At 50.3% G+C, this 18,454-nt stretch carries 16 protein-coding genes; 9 read left to right on the forward strand and 7 right to left on the reverse strand.

What is annotated here, in order from left to right:
- Nucleotides 1-12 precede the first annotated feature (12 nt).
- From L6H98_RS13445 to L6H98_RS13455, 3 genes are all read right to left on the reverse strand, one after another.
- Complete coding sequence (locus L6H98_RS13445) at nucleotides 13-831, reverse strand: hypothetical protein (protein WP_236415740.1); 819 nt, start codon at nucleotides 829-831, stop codon at nucleotides 13-15.
- Between the two features lie 111 nt (nucleotides 832-942).
- Nucleotides 943-1,698, reverse strand: a complete 756-nt coding sequence (locus L6H98_RS13450; protein WP_236415741.1) for a LuxR C-terminal-related transcriptional regulator — start codon at nucleotides 1,696-1,698, stop codon at nucleotides 943-945.
- Between the two features lie 17 nt (nucleotides 1,699-1,715).
- Nucleotides 1,716-2,780 carry a suppressor of fused domain protein gene (locus tag L6H98_RS13455; RefSeq protein ID WP_236415742.1) on the reverse strand — a complete coding sequence of 355 codons (1,065 nt, stop codon included), beginning with the start codon at nucleotides 2,778-2,780 and terminating at the stop codon, nucleotides 1,716-1,718.
- Nucleotides 2,781-3,504: 724 nt separating this feature from the next.
- On the opposite strand from L6H98_RS13455, the gene L6H98_RS13460 reads away from it, so the two are divergent.
- The 4 genes from L6H98_RS13460 to L6H98_RS13475 all read left to right on the forward strand — a co-directional run bounded on the left by L6H98_RS13460 (nucleotide 3,505) and on the right by L6H98_RS13475 (nucleotide 8,988).
- Nucleotides 3,505-4,962 (forward strand): glycoside hydrolase family 1 protein, encoded by a 1,458-nt coding sequence (locus tag L6H98_RS13460; protein WP_236415744.1) that lies wholly within the window; start codon nucleotides 3,505-3,507, stop codon nucleotides 4,960-4,962.
- A 474-nt stretch (nucleotides 4,963-5,436) separates the two neighbouring features.
- The gene (gene licT, locus L6H98_RS13465; RefSeq protein WP_236415745.1) at nucleotides 5,437-6,288 is read left to right on the forward strand and encodes a BglG family transcription antiterminator LicT; all 852 of its coding nucleotides are present in this window, start codon (nucleotides 5,437-5,439) and stop codon (nucleotides 6,286-6,288) included.
- A gap of 131 nt (nucleotides 6,289-6,419) precedes the next feature.
- Nucleotides 6,420-8,315 (forward strand): beta-glucoside-specific PTS transporter subunit IIABC, encoded by a 1,896-nt coding sequence (locus L6H98_RS13470; RefSeq protein ID WP_236415746.1) that lies wholly within the window; start codon nucleotides 6,420-6,422, stop codon nucleotides 8,313-8,315.
- Nucleotides 8,316-8,535: 220 nt separating this feature from the next.
- The gene (locus tag L6H98_RS13475) at nucleotides 8,536-8,988 is read left to right on the forward strand and encodes a collagen-like protein (protein WP_236415747.1); all 453 of its coding nucleotides are present in this window, start codon (nucleotides 8,536-8,538) and stop codon (nucleotides 8,986-8,988) included.
- 148 nt (nucleotides 8,989-9,136) lie between these two features.
- Here the strand turns inward: L6H98_RS13475 and L6H98_RS13480 are convergent, their stop codons facing one another.
- Nucleotides 9,137-9,514, reverse strand: coding sequence for a PilZ domain-containing protein (locus L6H98_RS13480; protein WP_236415748.1), 378 nt, complete (start codon nucleotides 9,512-9,514; stop codon nucleotides 9,137-9,139).
- A gap of 281 nt (nucleotides 9,515-9,795) precedes the next feature.
- Between L6H98_RS13480 and L6H98_RS13485 the strand changes: the two genes are divergently transcribed.
- Nucleotides 9,796-10,437: an SMI1/KNR4 family protein gene (locus L6H98_RS13485; protein WP_236415749.1), complete on the forward strand. Its 642-nt coding sequence runs from the start codon at nucleotides 9,796-9,798 to the stop codon at nucleotides 10,435-10,437.
- Between the two features lie 93 nt (nucleotides 10,438-10,530).
- Nucleotides 10,531-10,938, forward strand: coding sequence for a hypothetical protein (locus tag L6H98_RS13490; protein ID WP_236415750.1), 408 nt, complete (start codon nucleotides 10,531-10,533; stop codon nucleotides 10,936-10,938).
- Between the two features lie 37 nt (nucleotides 10,939-10,975).
- Here the strand turns inward: L6H98_RS13490 and L6H98_RS13495 are convergent, their stop codons facing one another.
- Nucleotides 10,976-11,575 (reverse strand): hypothetical protein, encoded by a 600-nt coding sequence (locus tag L6H98_RS13495; RefSeq protein ID WP_236415751.1) that lies wholly within the window; start codon nucleotides 11,573-11,575, stop codon nucleotides 10,976-10,978.
- Nucleotides 11,576-11,883: 308 nt separating this feature from the next.
- Between L6H98_RS13495 and L6H98_RS13500 the strand changes: the two genes are divergently transcribed.
- The 3 genes from L6H98_RS13500 to L6H98_RS13510 all read left to right on the forward strand — a co-directional run bounded on the left by L6H98_RS13500 (nucleotide 11,884) and on the right by L6H98_RS13510 (nucleotide 16,028).
- A complete protein-coding gene (locus L6H98_RS13500) occupies nucleotides 11,884-13,359 on the forward strand; it encodes a methyl-accepting chemotaxis protein (protein WP_236415753.1) in 1,476 nt (491 codons plus the stop codon).
- A gap of 635 nt (nucleotides 13,360-13,994) precedes the next feature.
- Complete coding sequence (locus tag L6H98_RS13505) at nucleotides 13,995-14,690, forward strand: DUF4274 domain-containing protein (RefSeq protein ID WP_236415754.1); 696 nt, start codon at nucleotides 13,995-13,997, stop codon at nucleotides 14,688-14,690.
- Nucleotides 14,691-14,780: 90 nt separating this feature from the next.
- Entirely contained in the window at nucleotides 14,781-16,028 is a 1,248-nt protein-coding gene (locus L6H98_RS13510) for a GNAT family N-acetyltransferase (protein ID WP_236415755.1), read from the forward strand.
- 27 nt (nucleotides 16,029-16,055) lie between these two features.
- On the opposite strand, the gene L6H98_RS13515 is transcribed toward L6H98_RS13510, so the two are convergent.
- Both L6H98_RS13515 and L6H98_RS13520 read right to left on the reverse strand, forming a co-directional pair.
- On the reverse strand, nucleotides 16,056-16,421 hold the full coding sequence (locus L6H98_RS13515; RefSeq protein WP_236415756.1) for a VOC family protein: 366 nt from the start codon (nucleotides 16,419-16,421) through the stop codon (nucleotides 16,056-16,058).
- A 246-nt stretch (nucleotides 16,422-16,667) separates the two neighbouring features.
- Nucleotides 16,668-18,320, reverse strand: coding sequence for an alkaline phosphatase (locus L6H98_RS13520; protein WP_236415757.1), 1,653 nt, complete (start codon nucleotides 18,318-18,320; stop codon nucleotides 16,668-16,670).
- Nucleotides 18,321-18,454 lie beyond the last annotated feature (134 nt).

The following is an 18,454-nucleotide window of genomic DNA, read 5'->3' on the forward strand; positions in this document are numbered from 1 at the left end:
TGCTTCAAACGATTATTTGAATTGCACGGATTGTTTGATTTCATCAATGGTGGCTTTGCTCTTGTCATCCAAATACGTAAAGATGAAGTTGAACGCATAGCCTTCAAGAATGGTGCTGTAGTATTCCTGCGTAAGGGTGGTGCCATTGCCGGCATCCATCGTGATTTTCATCAGATCCATCTCTTTGCCGCCGATGGTTTCGGTAGTGATATCGTTGTATTCATACGGGAACTGGCTGTCCTGCATGAATTTTTTGGTGGCTTCGAGATAATCCTTGCCGTTGCGAATACCTTGCAGCAGGCTTACTTTCTCGGCAATGGCCATCGCGGACGGTCCAACTTCTTGACCACCGAGCGGCAATTCCGATGCCATCAACAGGTTCAACGTTTTTTGCATCGACAGCTCCATCTGTTTCTTCTTCGTTGCATCGTCGCCGGCAATCGCTTCGGAAGAAGCATTCGTCAGCTCGTTCATTCCGGCAGCGTCCTGGAACTCCCACGTTTCGGGAAATTTCAGGGATACGCCAAAGTAATCATTCGTATAAGATCCTTTTTCGGTCGTGCCCAGCTCGACGTTTTTGGTTTTGTCTTCGTCCGTGGAAGCTTCTGCGGATGTTTCTTTGCTTTCGCCTGCTTCGTTATCGGCTGTTTCGTTATCCGCTGCTTCTTTCTTTGCATCATCGGTGGCAGCATTGTCCGTCTTTGCGGCGTTTTCCGTTTGGACCTTTTCTTCTGCGCTGTTACTTTCCTTCGCCTTGTCGCCGCAAGCGGCAGCTACGAGCATAACCATGATCAGCATGGCAATCAAAGACATCTTTTTGGTTGTAAACATAATACCCTCCTGTAAAATAAATATGCCTGTTTTTTCCCTGTTAGGCGATTCCATGCAAAAAGTATAGCAACAAACGTTCCCGTATCACACCTATAGAAATCTATAGGTGGCTTACAGGCATGAAAGGCGGCTCGCCAGCGAAACGGCCTCCGTGCTCGATTGAACGCCCAATTTGTTGAAAATGACTTTTTTATGGTGGTTGACGGTGCATTCCTTGATTTTGAGCTTGAGGGCAATCGCCTTGACCGTCAGTCCCCGGGCGATCAACTTCAAAATGGTGCGCTGCCTTTCCGTGAATTCTATGCCCGTTTCGCCGACTCCCTCTTGCGCTGCCAGGTTTTCGTAACAGTTCTGCATTTGAGCCGGAATCAGCTTGGCGATGGCAATCAGTTCACCTTGCATGTGCGCATCGATGGTCGATACGTCCAAATATCCGGCATGCCCCGAGCCTATGGACAATGGTGTGGCGTAACAATGCCATTGTTGAAACAGAGGACTCTCATGCCTCTCTGGAGGCAAAAAGGTCGCTTGATTGAAGTCCATCGTTTCCGAAATGGCGTTAGTACCGCAGCTTTCGGCGGTAAATACCATGCCCTTGCGAATCGGTGATCGTAAAACCTCCTGTTCAAGGTCGCTGCTGTATTCCAGATCCAGCAATACACCCTCCGAATCGGTTAAGAGAAAGAGATGGGATGCGGTCAAGTTTGCTTTGATTGCCGAGAGGCTGTCCCGGAAGGCTTGAATCAGAACATGATTGATTTGAGTTACAACGTTGAGATGGTCGTGAGTTACATATTGTATGGCTGGCTTCGAAGAACTACCGGGGCATGCCCATCGTTTCCTCAAAGTTGCTGTGTTGGATGACATGTTTTCCTCCTTGCTGATTAACCGATCGTTTCGACGACGCGACCTTCCTGATCTTTGATTTCCGTCGGTTCGATGCGGAAAAGAATGCCCGGCAGCGAGGCGAGCTCGAATGTCCGTGCTTTGGGGCGCAATTGTTCGCATAGTTCCGCAACGGCCTGCTCATGAACCGTTATCGTTATCCGGCCCTCATCCTCATGGATCGAGGCATCCTCCCCGGCTTCGAAGGTTACGTTGAGGTCGGGACCGATAAGGGACAGAGGCGCTTTTTTTGAAATGCGGCTGTGCAATATTTTGCCGATCAAACCGGCCTGTTTGGCTCCGAGCTGCAGTTCTGCAGGAATATTCTTTTGCAGCATACGCTTCCGTCCGGCAGTCCAACCAAGCTGTTGAATGTACAAAAATGCCGTGCTTGATCCTTCCTCCGCAATGCCTTGCTGCACGGCTTTCGCCACCGAAGGGAGCTGTTCGTACGAGTTTCTTGCCAGATCCGTGATGTACTTCGGCACATACGCTTTACAGGCGGCAAGAAATCCACGCGTATTCCACGTTTGCATCGTTTCGAGTTCCGGTCCGGTGATGCCGATCATTTGCAGAAACTGCACTCGCCCATTGGGACTGGAGCATTCCTTGAGATCCTCGTCCTCCACGAAAGCCAGCGCTGTCAGCAGCGTATCGGATCCGAGACAGATCGGGCCGTTGGCATCCAGGTAATCCCCGGCATGAAAGACATTCCCGCTATTGAAGACGTAGCGTCCCATATTTTGCAGAAGATTGAGCGCCCAGGCAGGAGGTTCGGTGTCATTTTCATTTCTCAGCAGACGAAAGGTGAGTTCGAATCCATAGCCGCTCCATTCCTTGTTTTCCGATTCCTTCTCATAAAGCTCGGAAAAACCATAGGTCACGAAATGCCAATGAGGGACAGGCGCCTCGGCCTGATAGACGCTAATGCCATCCAGCGGATCAGGTCCGCCAAGCATGTAAGGGATGGCCGTGCCATAATGTTTGGGCTCCTGAGCTCCGTATACTTCGGTGCAGGCTGCTTCGATGGCGTCCCAACCGGATGTATTTATTTCTTCAGTCACTGCTGCTTCCTCCTTGACTCTCTATATCTCTATGAAAACACGTTAAAGAATAGTCTACTATTTGAGAGTTTTGTTTCAAGGAGCTTAAGAATGAAATCCGCAAATCGAACAGATGGGGTGGATGGCCCCAGAAAACAGGAAGGACACTTACATGAGTATGAAAGATATTTACCTTGCAGAGTGTAATTCAAAACCATTCAAAACATCAGGATGCATTCGCAGCGTTGTTTGAAGAACAGAGCCTGGGCCTTGGGAGAGAACGGCTGGAACAGGCGGCACGGCGGGGAATTCTGGACGACATAAACCAGTGCTGTTATGGGGCATGGGAGAGCGCACGCTGGATTGGGCCACGCAAAGCATCCCGAATTTTAGGGAGACGAAAGTCCTGAAAACGAACTAAACTAATTGGCGGGATATCGATGAGCCGAGAGCTGCCATGCTGCGATGCTCCGGTGACTCAGGTCCCAAAAAAAGTTTTGAACAAGTTCATGCTGAAGGACAAGTTGATTTCGAAAAGCAATTATGTTACGCTTACATCACAGCTAAAAACAACATATGATCCATAACATCGTGTGATGGGTTGTTACTGCGAAGACAGGCAAAACCTAAACTGATGGTGAAATGAACGCTCCTTTTATTAGGCGCTATTTTACCTTGAGTTTAGGTTTTTCTTGTTTTCCGGCAAAACCATCATGCATATCTATCCGAAAAGAGGTTGTTGCTCATGATTACAGCAAGAAAAGGATTTCCTGAAAATTTCCTCTGGGGAGGCGCAACGGCGGCGAACCAATTGGAGGGTGCTTTTGATAAAGACGGCAAAGGATTGTCCACGGCAGACATGATCGCCCACGTGCCGAAAGAGAAACGCACAGGCGGGCACGCCATGGAAATTTCCTCTTCCCGGATCGAAGAGATCCTGGCGGGCAAAATCGAAGAACGTTTCCCGAAACGCTTCGGCATCGATTTCTACCATCGTTTCAAAGAAGATATCGCATTGTTTGCGGAAATGGGCTTCAAAGTGTTCCGTATGTCGATCCATTGGGCGCGCATTTTCCCGAACGGTTATGATGCGGAACCGAACGAAGCGGGTCTGAAATTTTACGATGAAGTGTTCGATGAGTTGTTGAAGCATGGCATCGAGCCGCTCGTTACGCTGTCTCACTATGAAACTCCGCTCGGTTTGACCCTAAAATACAACGGTTGGGCTGGCCGTGAAGTCATCGGACATTACGTAAGATACGCTGAAACGGTGTTCAAACGCTACAAAGACAAAGTCAAATACTGGCTGACGTTCAACGAAATCAACGTGATGCTCTTCAGCCCGTATACTGGCGGGGGCATCTTGATCGATAAAGTGGATAATAAGCTGCAAACGACGTATCAAGCACTGCACCACCAATTTGTAGCAAGTGCAACCGTAACGAAATTGGCGCATGAGATCATTCCTGACGTAAAAGTGGGCTGCATGCTGGCTCGCATGGAAACTTATGCAAACACATGTAATCCGGTTGACGTGCGTTTGGCGCAATTCGAGAACCAAATCAACCTGTTCTTCACGGATATGCATGCTCGCGGCAAATATCCGAACTACATGGCGCGTTATTTCGAAGAAAACAACATTGTGATCGACATCCAGCCAGGCGACGAAGAAATCATGGAGAACAACACCGTGGATTTCATCTCCTTCAGCTATTATATGTCCGTGACCAAATCGGCGTCGGCGACCGAAGCGGAAACATCCGGCAACTTGACCGGAGGCGTGAAAAATCCTTATTTGGAAGCGTCCGACTGGGGATGGGAAATCGACCCGATCGGTCTGCGCATAACGCTCAACAACTTCTGGGATCGTTATCAGAAGCCGCTATTTATCGTTGAAAACGGACTCGGGGCATACGATAAAGTGGAAGAGGACGGTTCCATCCATGACTCTTACCGCATCGACTACCTCAAAAAGCACATCGAACAAATGAAGGAAGCCGTTAAAGACGGCGTTGAACTCATGGGCTTTACGGCATGGGGACCTATCGACCTCGTGAGCATGTCCACGTCCGAAATGTCTAAACGTTACGGTTTCATTTACGTTGATCTGGACGATGAAGGAAATGGTACGCTGGCCCGTTCGAAAAAGGATTCTTTTGACTGGTACAAAAACGTCATTGCAAGCAATGGCGAGCAGCTGTAATTGCAAAAAAACTTTTCCTATACTATAGATGGATTGTAACCGCATAGTGGCGGGCAAAACCCAATGCGAAAACAGGTCGTTTATGGAGCCATGCTCCGAAAGCCTGCTTTTGGCTGGCGTTTTGCCCGTTTTTTGCGTTTCGACAGGGAGCTGCTTCGACCTGGGGGGAGCGTATCGACAGCCGAGATGAAAAGAGGTCCATAGTACCAATGGCGCAACCCTGAAAAAGCAATAATCTGACTCATTCGGTTTTCTGGGGTGGGTTGAAGAGCATCTCCACGCATACATTTCCGCATCATTAACCGCTTTCACAAAAACCTTGTCAGATTCATTAATGTATGGTAGTATGGGCCTAAGGCTAATGAATACTGGATTGTTACTGTTCAATCAGGCAAAACCAGAAGCAGGGACATCTTATTGCCCTGCCGGGGTTTTGCCTTTTACTACTTTGACGGTGCAAGGTGATGTGAAGAAATGAAAATCGAGAAGGTGCTGAACAACAACGTAGTTACCGTGGTCGATCCCGCAGGCAACGAGCTTGTTGTCATGGGACGTGGAATTGCGTTCAAAAAGCATACAGGTGAATCGATTGACGAAAGTCTGGTCGAAAAAATATTCTCGTTGGAAAGCAAGGAAGTATCCCAGAAACTGAAAACGCTTCTGTCCGATATTCCTGTCGAATATGTCGAGTGCTCGGACGAGATTATCCGCTATGCGGAAACGGTGCTTGGCGAGAAATTGCATGAGAGCATTTACATTTCGCTGACCGACCATATTCATTTCGCCATTGATCGCCATCGTCAGGGTATGCAGCTTCGCAACGCATTGTTTTGGGAGATCAAGCGCATGTACCGCAAGGAATATGCGATCGGGCTTAAGGCACTTCAGATTATTGAGGAAACGTTAGGTGTGTTGCTGCCTGAAGACGAGTGTGCATTTATCGCCATGCATCTGGTAAATGCCCAAATGAACGGCGAGATGCGCGAAACGATCAGCATTACGAATATCGTGAAAGATATTCTTAACATTGTCAGACGGAGCTTTGTCGTGGAACTGGATGAGGACTCTCTGAGCTATTATCGCTTCTTGACCCATCTGAAGTTCTTCGCCCAGCGCGTGCTGCAAGGCACGTCGATCGAAGACAAGGTGGAAGACAATCCGCTTCATGATCTGGTCAGCAAGCAATACCCCGAGGCGCATGCCTGTGCGGTGAAGATCAGCGATTATACGCGCAAAATCTATGGCCGGGTCCTTTCCAAGGAAGAAGTGCTGTACTTGACGATTCATATTGAACGGGTCGTCCGCAATGAACAAACAATCGAATAACATTGGGATTGTTACTAACCAAAAAAGGCAAAACCTAAACGTTGAATAATGATAAGCCGGGCGGCTCTCTCATTGTCCAGTGTTTAGGTTTTTTTTACACCTTTCATTACACATCAAAGGAGCAATACGCAATGGATAAACAACAATTGTCCAAAGAGATCCTGAAACTGGTTGGCGGCGAAGAAAATATTGACCAAGTCACGCACTGTATGACCAGATTGAGATTCAACTTGAACGACAACAAAAAAGCGGACAAAGCGACGCTGAAAAATACACCGGGCGTTATGGGCGTAATGGAAAACGGCGGACAGTTCCAGGTCATCATCGGGAACGACGTACCCGTCGTATACAACGCGCTTGTGAGTAATATGAGCAAGGCTCCGACAGGAGAAGGAGCTTCGACCGGAACAAAAAAGAAAAGAAATCCCGTAAGTGCTTTGTTTGATTTCATCGCGGGGATGTTCACGCCGATCCTGCCGGCCATCACGGGCGCGGGTATGATCAAAGGGATCGTGGCGATCCTGGTAGCCCTTGGCTGGATGAGCGATTCCAGCTCCACGTATATCATCTTGTCTGCGATCGGTGATGGCGCATTCTACTTCCTGCCCATCATTCTGGCAGTCAGCGCAGCCAAAAAATTGGGCAGCAACATGTTTATCGGCGCGGCTCTGGGCGCGGGCATCATGCACCCGACGATTACGGCATTGCTTGCTAACGGAGATTCGTCTTTCGCAGGTATTAAAGTCGTCGCCGCAACGTACTCGTCCACGGTGATTCCGATCGTTATTGCGATCTGGATTGCATCCTACGTGGAAAAAGCGGTTGACCGCATCACGCATGCTTCGCTGAAATTGATCGTTGTACCTACGGTAACGCTGTTGATCATGGTTCCACTCACGTTGATTGCCATTGGGCCGCTGGGTTCCATTATTGGTAACGGGTTGTCTGGCGGTATTTCATGGCTGTTCGATAACATGTCTATCGTTGCCAGCATTCTGATTGGCGGAACGATGTCGCTGCTCATTATTACAGGGATGCACTATGCCCTTACGCCGATCGTTATCGGCTCCATTACAAGCCTGGGTTATGACTTTATCATACCGCTGATGTTTGTAGCCAACTGGGCTCAAGCCGGCGGTGCGCTCGGTGTCGGATTCCGCGCCAAAAACCTGCAATCCAAATCGTTGGCCTTCTCTACAGGGTTGACGGCGATTATGGGGATCACCGAACCTGCCATGTATGGCGTAAACATGAAATATAAAAAGCCGTTTATTGCTGCTCTGCTTGGAGGAGCGATCGGCGGTGCATTTATGGGGATTTTCCATGTCAAAGCTTACGTCATTACAGGTCTGGTCGGTTTGCCGGGCGTTGCTGCCTTCATTAGTCCGGCGATCAGCACATTGATCTTGGCCATTGTCGGCGGTCTGATTGCGATGGCGGCCGCAGCGCTGATTACGTACATTTTGGGAATCAAAGAAGAAGACGCTCCGGCGGCTGCACCTGCTGCACCGGTTGCGGACAACAGCACTTCTTCCGCACCTGCAGCTGTCGTCGAAGCTCCAAGCACGGTTAAAGCTGCACAAATCTTCAGCCCGATGGATGGGGAAGTCAAATCGCTTAGCGAGGTGCCTGACCCTGCATTTTCCGAAGAAATCATGGGTAAAGGTTTTGCGATCCAGCCTGCTGGCAGTCGTGCTGTATCGCCGGTCAATGGTACCGTATTCTCCCTTTCAAAGAGCGGACATGCCATCGGTCTTGTCAGTGACGAAGGGGCAGAGATGCTGATCCATATCGGAATCGATACAGTGAAATTGAAAGGGCAATTTTTCACGCCAAAAGTACAAGCTGGCGCGAAGGTGACCGTTGGCGACGTGTTGATGGAGTTTGACCGCGAAGAGATCGAAAAAGCGGGATATAACACGATTACACCGGTGATCATCACCAACATGCACCAATACTCCACCATTGAATCGGCTGGACGCACAACGATCAAAGAAAAAGAGTTGATCTACACGGCCAAAGCATAAACGACCTAAGGCAACAGCGGTACTTCCGGATTTACCGGGAAGTGCCGCTGTTGCTGTTTTCGACGAGAATGACGGAAGCATCCAACGGAAGGGGCGGATTCCAGCAGGTCAAACATTTGGATTTCACTTTTTTTTCGGCATATAAATGGGCATTTGCCCGGTTCCTCTACACGGGTGCCTACATACTATGCATTAGCCTAATGAACTGGAGTGATTTTGCATGGCAATGTTTCCCCCTTTTGGACCCGGAGGACCGGGCGGACCTGGTGTAGGACCTGGAGGAATTTTTGGACCCGGAGGTCCTGGTGGAGGCCCCGGCGGATTTGGACCTGGTGGTCCTGGAGGATTTGGACCAGGCGGTCCCGGCGGTCCTTCAACGCCACCGTTTTTCCCTGGCGGTGGTGGTGGCGGACCGCAAGGCGTGCAGGCTCCTACCTCGCCGCCGCCTTCGTTTACTCCCCAGCAGCCTGTTTCGGCGTTCGCGGTAGATCCGGGAGCTATATCCGGGTGCTTGTTCCGTTATACGTACATTTGGCCGACTCGCGGTCCCGGTTTCTGGATGTACCCCATATTCGTCGGCAGAAACTCGGTAGCCGGCTTCCGCTGGACCGGTTTCTTCTGGATGTACACTGGCATAGATCTGCAGCAGATCGGCTCGTTTACCTGTTTCTAACCCGGAATGCCAAAACACCCTGCATACGACTTCAACGTATGCAGGGTGTTCATGCTCGCTGGTTTTCGCATTTGCTCCGAATCCAACAAATGCAATCAGCTGACTTGATTTTCGTTAAGATCAAGGGTGGCGACATGCCGCGTGTTACTCACTTGACGATGATTCGGCCTTGGCCGGCAAGCATGCGCATCTCTTTATAGAAACGTTCGCTGTTGCCTTCGGTCATATCGAGCTGCACGCCGTAATGCCACTTGCCGTCAATTTGCTGGCCCCAACGGATCAGGCCTTCCAAATGGATGGGATCCTCGGACAAAGTCATATCCATTCCGATTCGGATGTTGTTGCTCTCGACGTGCAGAGCGAGCGGGAACGACAATTGGCATCCGGAACGGCTAATATCGCATAATTCGGCTTGAATCGGTTTATGCGGCGCAGATACACCGTTTATGCTGAGAATATAGATGTCAAAGTCGAGTGGTTCTTTTAAAGTATAACGAAACGGTTCTCTTCTAAGGTTGATCGACATGGCTTCCTCCACCAGATTCAAAAAAAGTAAGTATAGGATATATCGTCAATTTTATCAAGGAAATGAAGAGATGCGGCATGATCCGTGAAAATAGAATGCGGGTAATCCGGGGCAAGCGGGGAATAGCTCCATAGTTCCTTTAACCGAAGCGGGTGGCTTGATATAATAAACGATAGATAATTAATGGAAGGAATGCATCCGGATTTAACAGGATGTTGGAAGAGTCAGGCATACATAGGGCTCCTTTTTGGGAGATGTTGAATCTGGGGAGGCAGGATTGGATGAATGAACAATTGACGCGCATCCGCGAGAAATGGAGTCTTTTAAGAGTGCTTGATGCTGAGCTTGAATTGTTCGGGGCGGATCATCACGAATATGAAATGCTGCCTGTCATGACTCAGGAGCAGATCACAGCATTTGAACGGAAGTGGGACATCCGGCTGCCTGACGGGTACAGGGAGTTTCTTTCGACGATTGGCGCTGGCGGAGCAGGGCCGTTCTATGGCCTGGAGAAGCCGGAGGATGGCGTGTATGCGGTATTGGATTACCCGGACGAGCTGAATGCGATCTCAGATCCTTTTCTGTTCACGGAAGCATGGAACTGGGATTATGACTGGTATGATGATAGCAAGGACGAAGACGAATGGGCCGCGTTGGAGCACGAATATTATGATCCGAAGTGGTCTGCGGGCATGCTGCGAATCAGCAATTTCGGCTGCGGGGTGTCGATCAATCTGATCGTCAAAGGCGAGTCTTACGGCGAGATCTGGACGGATGACCGCGGCAACAGCAATGGCATTTATCCTGACCATTATTTCGGCAATGCGGAGCGGCTTGGATTTTTGGACTGGTATGAGCTATGGCTGGACCGCTCGCTAAAAGAAATGACAGAAGACGAAAATGTGGCTGTTGAAGAGCCGTAATGAGCTGTGATAGGGTCAGTTAAAACGATCCATTGATTGTGGATGCGACACTAGGCATACGGTTAAAACTCGGAGATAGGGGGGGACTTGCCCATGACACGGCAACCAAAGAAGCAAATACCTGTACTTCTATACCGTTACGAGGGACCCGGCAGGAATATCGGTTATACCCTCTCCCCATTGTATATGGATGAACAGGCTCAGTCCCAGGTGGTAGAAGAAGAAATGTTGTTTATCTACGCGGAAGATTTTGTGCCGATTCTGGAGGTGTTGGAACGATATTTTCCGCTGGAGGACATGCATCGCGGAGAGATGATGGAAAGCTTCGACCATTGTTTCGATAATCCGATAAGCAAAGCAGTATGGCTCAGCGTGCTGGACGAACTGAACCTGCAAACGTTCGAGGAACCGGATTTGCGATCGTTCATGGACCGATTCGTGGCATGGGCCTCGAAAGCGCTTGAGACGGCGGACGGGATCGATGTGGAAGGCAATTTGTAGAATCGAGCATCGTCCCAAGGCATGCTCCGCACTAACTTCAACTTCCATCCATAGTTGCAATTTTCCAATCTCCGCTACCTGCGTCTTCTAATAAAGAGTAAGTCATGGTTCCCTGCTCCATTTCTTCATTTTTTATGTTTCTGTCGAAAGTCACCACAACTTGGATACGCTTGGCATCTTCATCGAAAGAGATCTCATGTAGTTCTTTAAATTCGTATTTGACACCTTCTTCATACTTATAATTGAACCAATCCATATTAAATGTAATGGAATCCGCATCAAGCATGTTTTCTTTAAACTTTTTTTCATCGTGATTCACGATTGCTTCCATGTTGTTGTTAATCATGTTAGATAGGTCATCTGTGAAGAAATCCTCGACATGCTCGGATAAGTTAAACGAGATCCCTTCTTTGAAATTAGAGAGCTCAGGCTTTTGTTGATTAAACTCTTTCGAATAGAGAAGAGTTTTGCTACCAACTTTGTCGGCTGTTGAAGCAGCAGTAGGGTTCTCTGTTTGCATGTTATTAGAAGTAGTCACTTTGTTACCCTGAAGGCTGTCACTCTGTTGACCACATCCTGTTGAAACAGCGATAGAAAAAACAGCAATCGCACAAATAATGCTTCTTTGAAATCTCATGAAAATCAGCTCCAGAAATAAGTTGAATAAACATTGAACTTTAGAAAGGAACAGGCCAATTCTCAGATAGCTTGTTCCTTTTCGCTATGGGTAGAAGTGATTTTTGGCAGAATATTGATTTTTGCGAATCACATTCCGATATTAGGTATGTAGCGCTGCTTTCATCTTTGTGAAGTAACGATAGACGATTAAGAAATACGGACTGATTCGGGAGAAGCAGGGAACGTGCGAATCGGCCTAGGTCAACCGATGTAAGGGAAAGCGTCCTACAATCGCAGTTTCAATTTTACCAGAAGGACGGGGTTTGAATGAATCGTTTTGATGAAATCATCTTGAAAAGAAACAAAATAATCGCCATCATCCTATGGATCGTCCTGGTTCTGGGAGCCTCGCTCGCCTTTATGGAACCGAAACTTATCGTTTCCAGCGTTGTCGTGATTCTGTTCACGGCATGGATCACCTATGCGAACGCCAAGAAAAAACATATCCATCTGATTCCCTGGCTGGTTACCGTTCTTATATCGTTAAGCGGCGTATTTGCCGGATGGGGAAGCAATGATCCCTTGGTCAGCATTCTGATCTCGTCCATTCTGTTGATCTATCCGGATAACAAAAAATTTGCGGTCGGTTTTGTGGTTGCCCTTGCAGGCAACATTCTTCAACTGCTGATCGTTCCGACGGCTACGGCAGATCAATGGACCGGTAATGCCATTAACGCGGGCCTGCTTGCCGTAACGGGAGCTATTCTGTTTATGGTGTCTCACTTGAATCAAAGATTATTTCTGAAAAGCGAGCAGCGCTGGGCTGAAATGCAGCAATCCCGGGAGCGGGTGGAGGAAATGCTGGAGCATGTCAAAAGCGCCGTATCGGGTCTGTCGACCTTTACGGAGCAGTTGAAACGCAAGGTCGAAGAAACAGGCTCCATCACCAATGAGGTGACCATCGGTTTCACCGAAGTGGCGAGAGGCGTCGAATTCCAGGCCAGCAGCGTGGCGGAAATTTCCGAATCGCTTGCCGTCTCCGATCAGCACATTCGCGAGGTTGCGTCCAACTCGAACAAAATGAAAGAACTGTCTTCCAGCATGGCTGAAAGCACCGAGAACGGAACGGCCAACATGGACCAGCTCAACCTGAAAATGCTTGAATTATACGATGCGATCAACACGACGGCCGATGACATGAAGAAGTTCAATGATGAGAGCGAATCCATCGGCTTGATGCTGGACAGCATTTTGGACATTGCAAGCCAGACCAATCTGCTTGCGCTCAATGCGGCCATCGAAGCGGCACGCGCGGGCGAGCATGGCAGGGGGTTCGCCGTTGTATCCGAAGAGGTGCGCAAGCTGGCAGAGCATTCCGGGCAATCTGCGTCTGATATTGCAGGCATTCTGTCCAGGCTGAGGGAACAGACGCAGGCACTCACGGATCGATTCGAAAATCTCCGCCTTACTTTGAAAGAGGGGAAAGAGAATGCAAGACTGACGGAAGAGGCATTCCGCACCATCAGCCAAAATTCCCGATTGGTGCTGAGCCAAGCCGCGGATATCGAGGGCAGCTCCGAAACGATGAAGGCATCCTCCACCAGAGTGGTCAATGAGGTGTCGGAAATTTCCAGCGTTACCGAGCAGTCCAGCGCGGCGGCGGCACAAATTTTGGCCGGCATGGAGGAGCAGCGTATGTTGACTCAGCGGATGGTCGCCAGCTTCGGCGAGCTGGAACAGTTGATACACGGACTGAACAATTTGGTAACCGATCAGGAAGAATCGCAGGATACAGCTCAATAAGAACTGGCTGGGCGGAGTAAAGTTACGGGCACGAAGCGTACAAACTTCAGAACCTTTTAAATCTATACAAGGACAAAACCGGCCGGGGCCGGTTCTCAGGCTGTCGAGAAAGTCTCGATAGCCTGAAGCCTTGATAAAGGCTTGTTTTCTATTTTGCTGTTACCAAGTGCTAGCAACAGAACAAGACTACAAGGCAGTACCAACCACTTCTTTTTTGTATTCAACTTCTTTCATCCTCCCTAAAGGCCTAAACCTTTTTTTCGCGGCCATTCCCAACGCGTTCAAGACTGTATGTGTATTTCATGAGCCACATATGCATGTATCGCTGTCTCTCTCGAACTCGTACTAAGAGAAATATCATGATAACGTTGAGAGAATGCCCGTCGTGCCCAGCTCCTAAACTGTCGAATGGATCGCCGGGCAGTTCGTGCAGAGCGATGATGTCCCCCGGCGAAGGATAAAATTCAGGAAAGAAATCGAATGAAATGCCCTAAATCTACCTCCTTGTGAACGCAATGAACATTAGAAGCATTTGTGCACGTATATGAAATCCCACTATAATGGGAGAATGAAGAATTTGTCAAAAATGCTGGAGAGATCGCCCTTCTTTCCTACACCAGGAGGTAAACGAATAGATGAACTGGCAGGAAATCAGCAAATCGAAAAACGCTGAACAGGTTCGAGAAGCCGTGACAATGTTGGACGTGAATGAAACGGATGAACGAGGACGGACACCGCTCATGCTGCTGCTGACGCACCGCATGCCGATCGAAGGCATTCGCTACGTGTTACAGCAAAATCCGGACCTGGAAGTCGCGGATAAACTAGGGGACACGGCGCTTAAAAAGGCGGTCAAGTTCAAACAGGAGGAGGCGATCCGGCTGCTGATCGAGCATGGGGCGAGATTGGATTCGCCGATGGGGATCGCGGGAACGGCATGGTATGCCTCCCGAAACCATCCGAAAATCGCGGACCTGCTGCTCGAGACGCCGGGAGCGGTTAGGCTAACCTTGACGGATGAAGAACAGGAGCGGGTCGATGAGATTCTGTACGAGGAATCCATGGATGAGGTCATCGCGCGAATTCGTCAGCGTGATTCGGACGTACTGCTGCATGCGGTTGTGGACGGGTACAACTGGGACGACGGACCGGAACCTATGGTTGCCGTGTTTGAGCACCCCGCATGCGCGGAAATAACGATGCTTGACATGTATGAGCTCATGGAAGCCGAATATTGGCTGGATATGGACGAAGAAGAGGCTGATAGCCACATGGATGGTGCGACTTATCGCAGGCTGGCCCTGTTGATTAAAGAGAAATGCTTGCTATGAGCCGGAAGATTCGCGAGACTGATGGAATGTGAAACCTTGGCCTTAACGGTCAGGGATACAATGATTGCGGAAATGCGAGGAGCAACCAAGATGGAACGAGACATAACTAACGGGAGTGGAGTCAAAGGGGGAAGTGTCCTCCATGAAGCAGCAGAGCGAACGGGCGGCAGGGGAGGAAGCGGCCTCGGCGTACGCGTGCACATTTATGATCGGACCGACGTCGGTCACATGGATTGGCCTGATACGGATGATGGCCGATATGCGAGAGCATATCTGGAGCCGCTTATGCTGGAGGGCACGAAGCATTACATGGCAAACGTTGAGACGACGCTAATGCTCGTCCGGATCGATGACCTTATTCTTCCTTTGACCGTAAACGATGCGCAATACGAAAATGCTTATGTTTGCTCCCCGTACACGCATTATGTGCGTTATGCGAAACAGGAATTGTCGCTGCTTCAACGTCCGCTGCTCGAAAAAGGGTTGTCCGGGCTGCTGAATCTGGTCGGCTGGGGGATGCGCCGTTCGAAATTCAACAAGGTCGTGCACGTCAACAACTGGCTGTTGTCCACGAATCTGTTTCCTGCCATGACGGGCGAGCAGGCGGTCGCCGTGATGCATGCGGTACGGGAACGCTTCCCGGACCATGCCGTCGTTTTTCGCTCCTTATGCCCCGGCTTGCATCCCGAAATTACGGCCGCTCTCGGCGAGGCCGGCTGCAAAATGATTCCGAGCAGGCAGATTTATCTGTACCGGGCGAATGACCCGGCATTCGGCAATTCGAAGTCGCGTTGGCTGCTGAAGCGCGATTACGACCTGCTGGCCAAAAACGGATATACCCTTGTCTCCGAAGCGGAGATGACGGATGCGGACATTCCGCGAATTGCCGAGCTGTACCGACTGCTTTACCTTGAAAAGTATTCGTACGACAATCCCCAGTTCGGCGAGCCGTTCATCGCGCTGGCGAAAGCCTCTGGCACGCTGACGCTTTACGGTTTGCGAAAAGAGGGGCGGCTCGACGCGGTCATGGGTTATTTCTGCCGCAACGGCATGATGACAACCCCGTTGTTCGGCTATGACACGGCGCTGCCGCAGTCCGTCGGCCTGTACCGGATGCTGTCGGCCTGCCTGATCGGGCAAGCCAAGGAGAACGGCTGCCTGCTTCATGAGAGCGCAGGTGCAGCACAGTTCAAACGCAATCGCGGCGCAGTGGCCGATTTCGAATATTCAGCCGTGTACGACCGACATCTGCCGCTCGCAAGGCGTTGGTGCTGGTCGCTGCTGGACAGGCTGCTGAACCGGGTAGGCGTGCCGATCATGCGCAAAATGAAGCTGTAAGCCGCGCAGGCGGTTGTTGGGATCTTCTTAGGAATGCTCGGCAAGCTGAACTTCGAAGCCGTCCGGATCGACAATGTAAATAAACCGCAAATGGGGGTTGGGTTCGATGGGTCCGCGTGCGACCGGGACGCCCAGCTCTTTCAGCCTGGCTATGGTTTGCTCCAGCGACGATACCTCGTAGCCAATAGAAATGCCTGCTTCCGGCTTCAGAATGGTCCCGCTGTTTTCGATCAGCTCCAGCTTCGTTTCGTTCTCCGTGCCAAGCATGGCGATTTGCCGTCCCCGGCTTTCGAACCTGCGGTGAACAGGCAGGCCAAGCACGCCGTGATAAAAAGCAAGCGATGCCTCCAAATCCCGCACCCGCAGGGTAATCCAGTTTAGTCCAATCAACATGGGGAATTCTCTCCTTTTTGTCATGAAAATTCAGGATGTTATGCCCATTATACGACAAGCTGGAACGTGGTCCTACCATGGAAACGAAAGAGGGGCCATCACGAGGCGAAGCTGCTGCAGCGAATTCACTTCGACAGACAACAAAAGACTGCCGAAGGAATTCGGCAGCCCATAAAGTTTGCAGGCAGAGTGCTGCATATTGCTGGCAGTGCTCTTTATTGTGTGAACATTAAATGCGATCAGCGTTTACTGGATCAAATCCACGGCACCTTGCGGTACGAAAGCGTCAACGCCGTTATACACGATCACGCCTTCCAGTGCCGTCTTTTTGCCATTGACCAGGGCGACGTTTTTGTAAATTTGCAGTTCCAGCTTGGTGCTGCCTTTAGTCACGAGGATCTTCGGATTTTTGGCATCCTTCAGGTCCAGCTTGTAGGTCGCGCCTTTGGCCGTAAAGGCTTGTTTCGCAGGCACAAACAATTGTTTGCTGGTGCTTTCCAGATCCAGTCCGAGCACGCGTGCCATGTATTTGGCCACATCGGTATTGTCGATGACGCCGAATGGACGGTCATTGTTCGGTGCGTACGTATAGAGAACGACGTCTCCGCCCGTATGTCCGCCTGTCGTCCAGCCGATGCCGGAACGTTTGCTGATCATTGGACCGACGACATAGTTCAGGCTGCCCGGCTTCGCCGCTTTGATGGCGGCCACTTCTTCGGTCGTCAGATCCGTGATGCCGAAATATTGTTTCATGACGGCTTTGATGTTGGTGCGTTTGGCATTGAGCTTGGATTCCAAGCCCTCGCCGGTCAGTTTGGCTTTTTTCAGCGGGCCGATAAACGTGGACAATGGCTCTTCATCGTACGTGCCCGTTGTAGCCGCATTACCGATGGTCAGACCGCCGTTCGCATGGTCGGTTACCGCAACGACCGCCGTTTCGCCGTCGGCTTTCGCAAAGTCGAGCGCTACTTTCACGGCATCGTCGAATGCCAGTACGTCGCTGATGACGCCGATCGGATCATTGGCATGGGAAGCCCAGTCGACTTTGCTGCCTTCGACCATCAGGAAGAAACCGTCCTCGTCCTTGGAAAGAACGTCGATGGCTTTGGACGTCATTTCGGCCAAGCTTGGCTGTTTCGCAGGATCACGATCCATGTCGTACGACATGCCCGCTGGAGCGAACATACCCCAAAGCTTGTTCGAATTGGAAGCTTTCATCGCCTCAGGCGTCGTAACGTAATCGTATCCCAGCGCTTTGATGGAAGATACCAGGTTTTCGCCGTCTTTCCGTCCGTCGGGTACCAGGTAGCTGCTTCCGCCGCCAAGCACGACGTCGATGCCGTTAAACACTTGTTGCTTGCTGAGTGCATCGTAATTTTTACGATCCGGGTAATGTGCCGAGAAATCGGCTGGCGTGGCATGCATGATTTCCGAAGTAGCGATGATGCCGGTTGCTTTGCCTGCCAGTTTGGATGCTTCCAGCACGGAAGCGATCGGTTTTTTGGCATCGCCGGCAGCGATTGCCTTTTGCCCCGGCATGGTCGCTTTATCCGGCAGGACGCCAACATATCCGGTATGGGATTTGTGGCCTGTCGCAAATGCCGTACCTGCCGGCGCGGAATCCGCAATTGCCGCGTCTGCAGAATAGGTGCGCACGAGACCGCTTGCCATGGAATCGAGCGTCAGGGCAGAGCCTTTGTACCAACGGGCCAGCGTGGTCGCTTCATGCGCCATGCCGTCCGGGATCAGGATGATTACGTTTTTGATCGGGGAAGAAGACGATGTCGCTGCAGTGTTTTCTTCAGCCCAGGCAGCGCTGGCGCTTCCCATGCTTGCCGCAACGATCGTGGTCATCGCGAGCAGCATTTTAGCCGCACGGGCATTCAACCGGTTTAACATGAATACAGCCTCCTAAATATGGTGTGTGTTTGTATGTACTGAACCTAGTGTACAGGCGAAATAATAAATGGACGTTTTCCCTAAGTTAACCAAGTGTAAATTTTACGATTAGTGGAGCGAATATATCGGCTTGA

It is taken from the genome of Paenibacillus sp. JJ-223, assembly GCF_927798175.1.
GTDB lineage: Bacteria > Bacillota > Bacilli > Paenibacillales > Paenibacillaceae > Paenibacillus > Paenibacillus hubeiensis.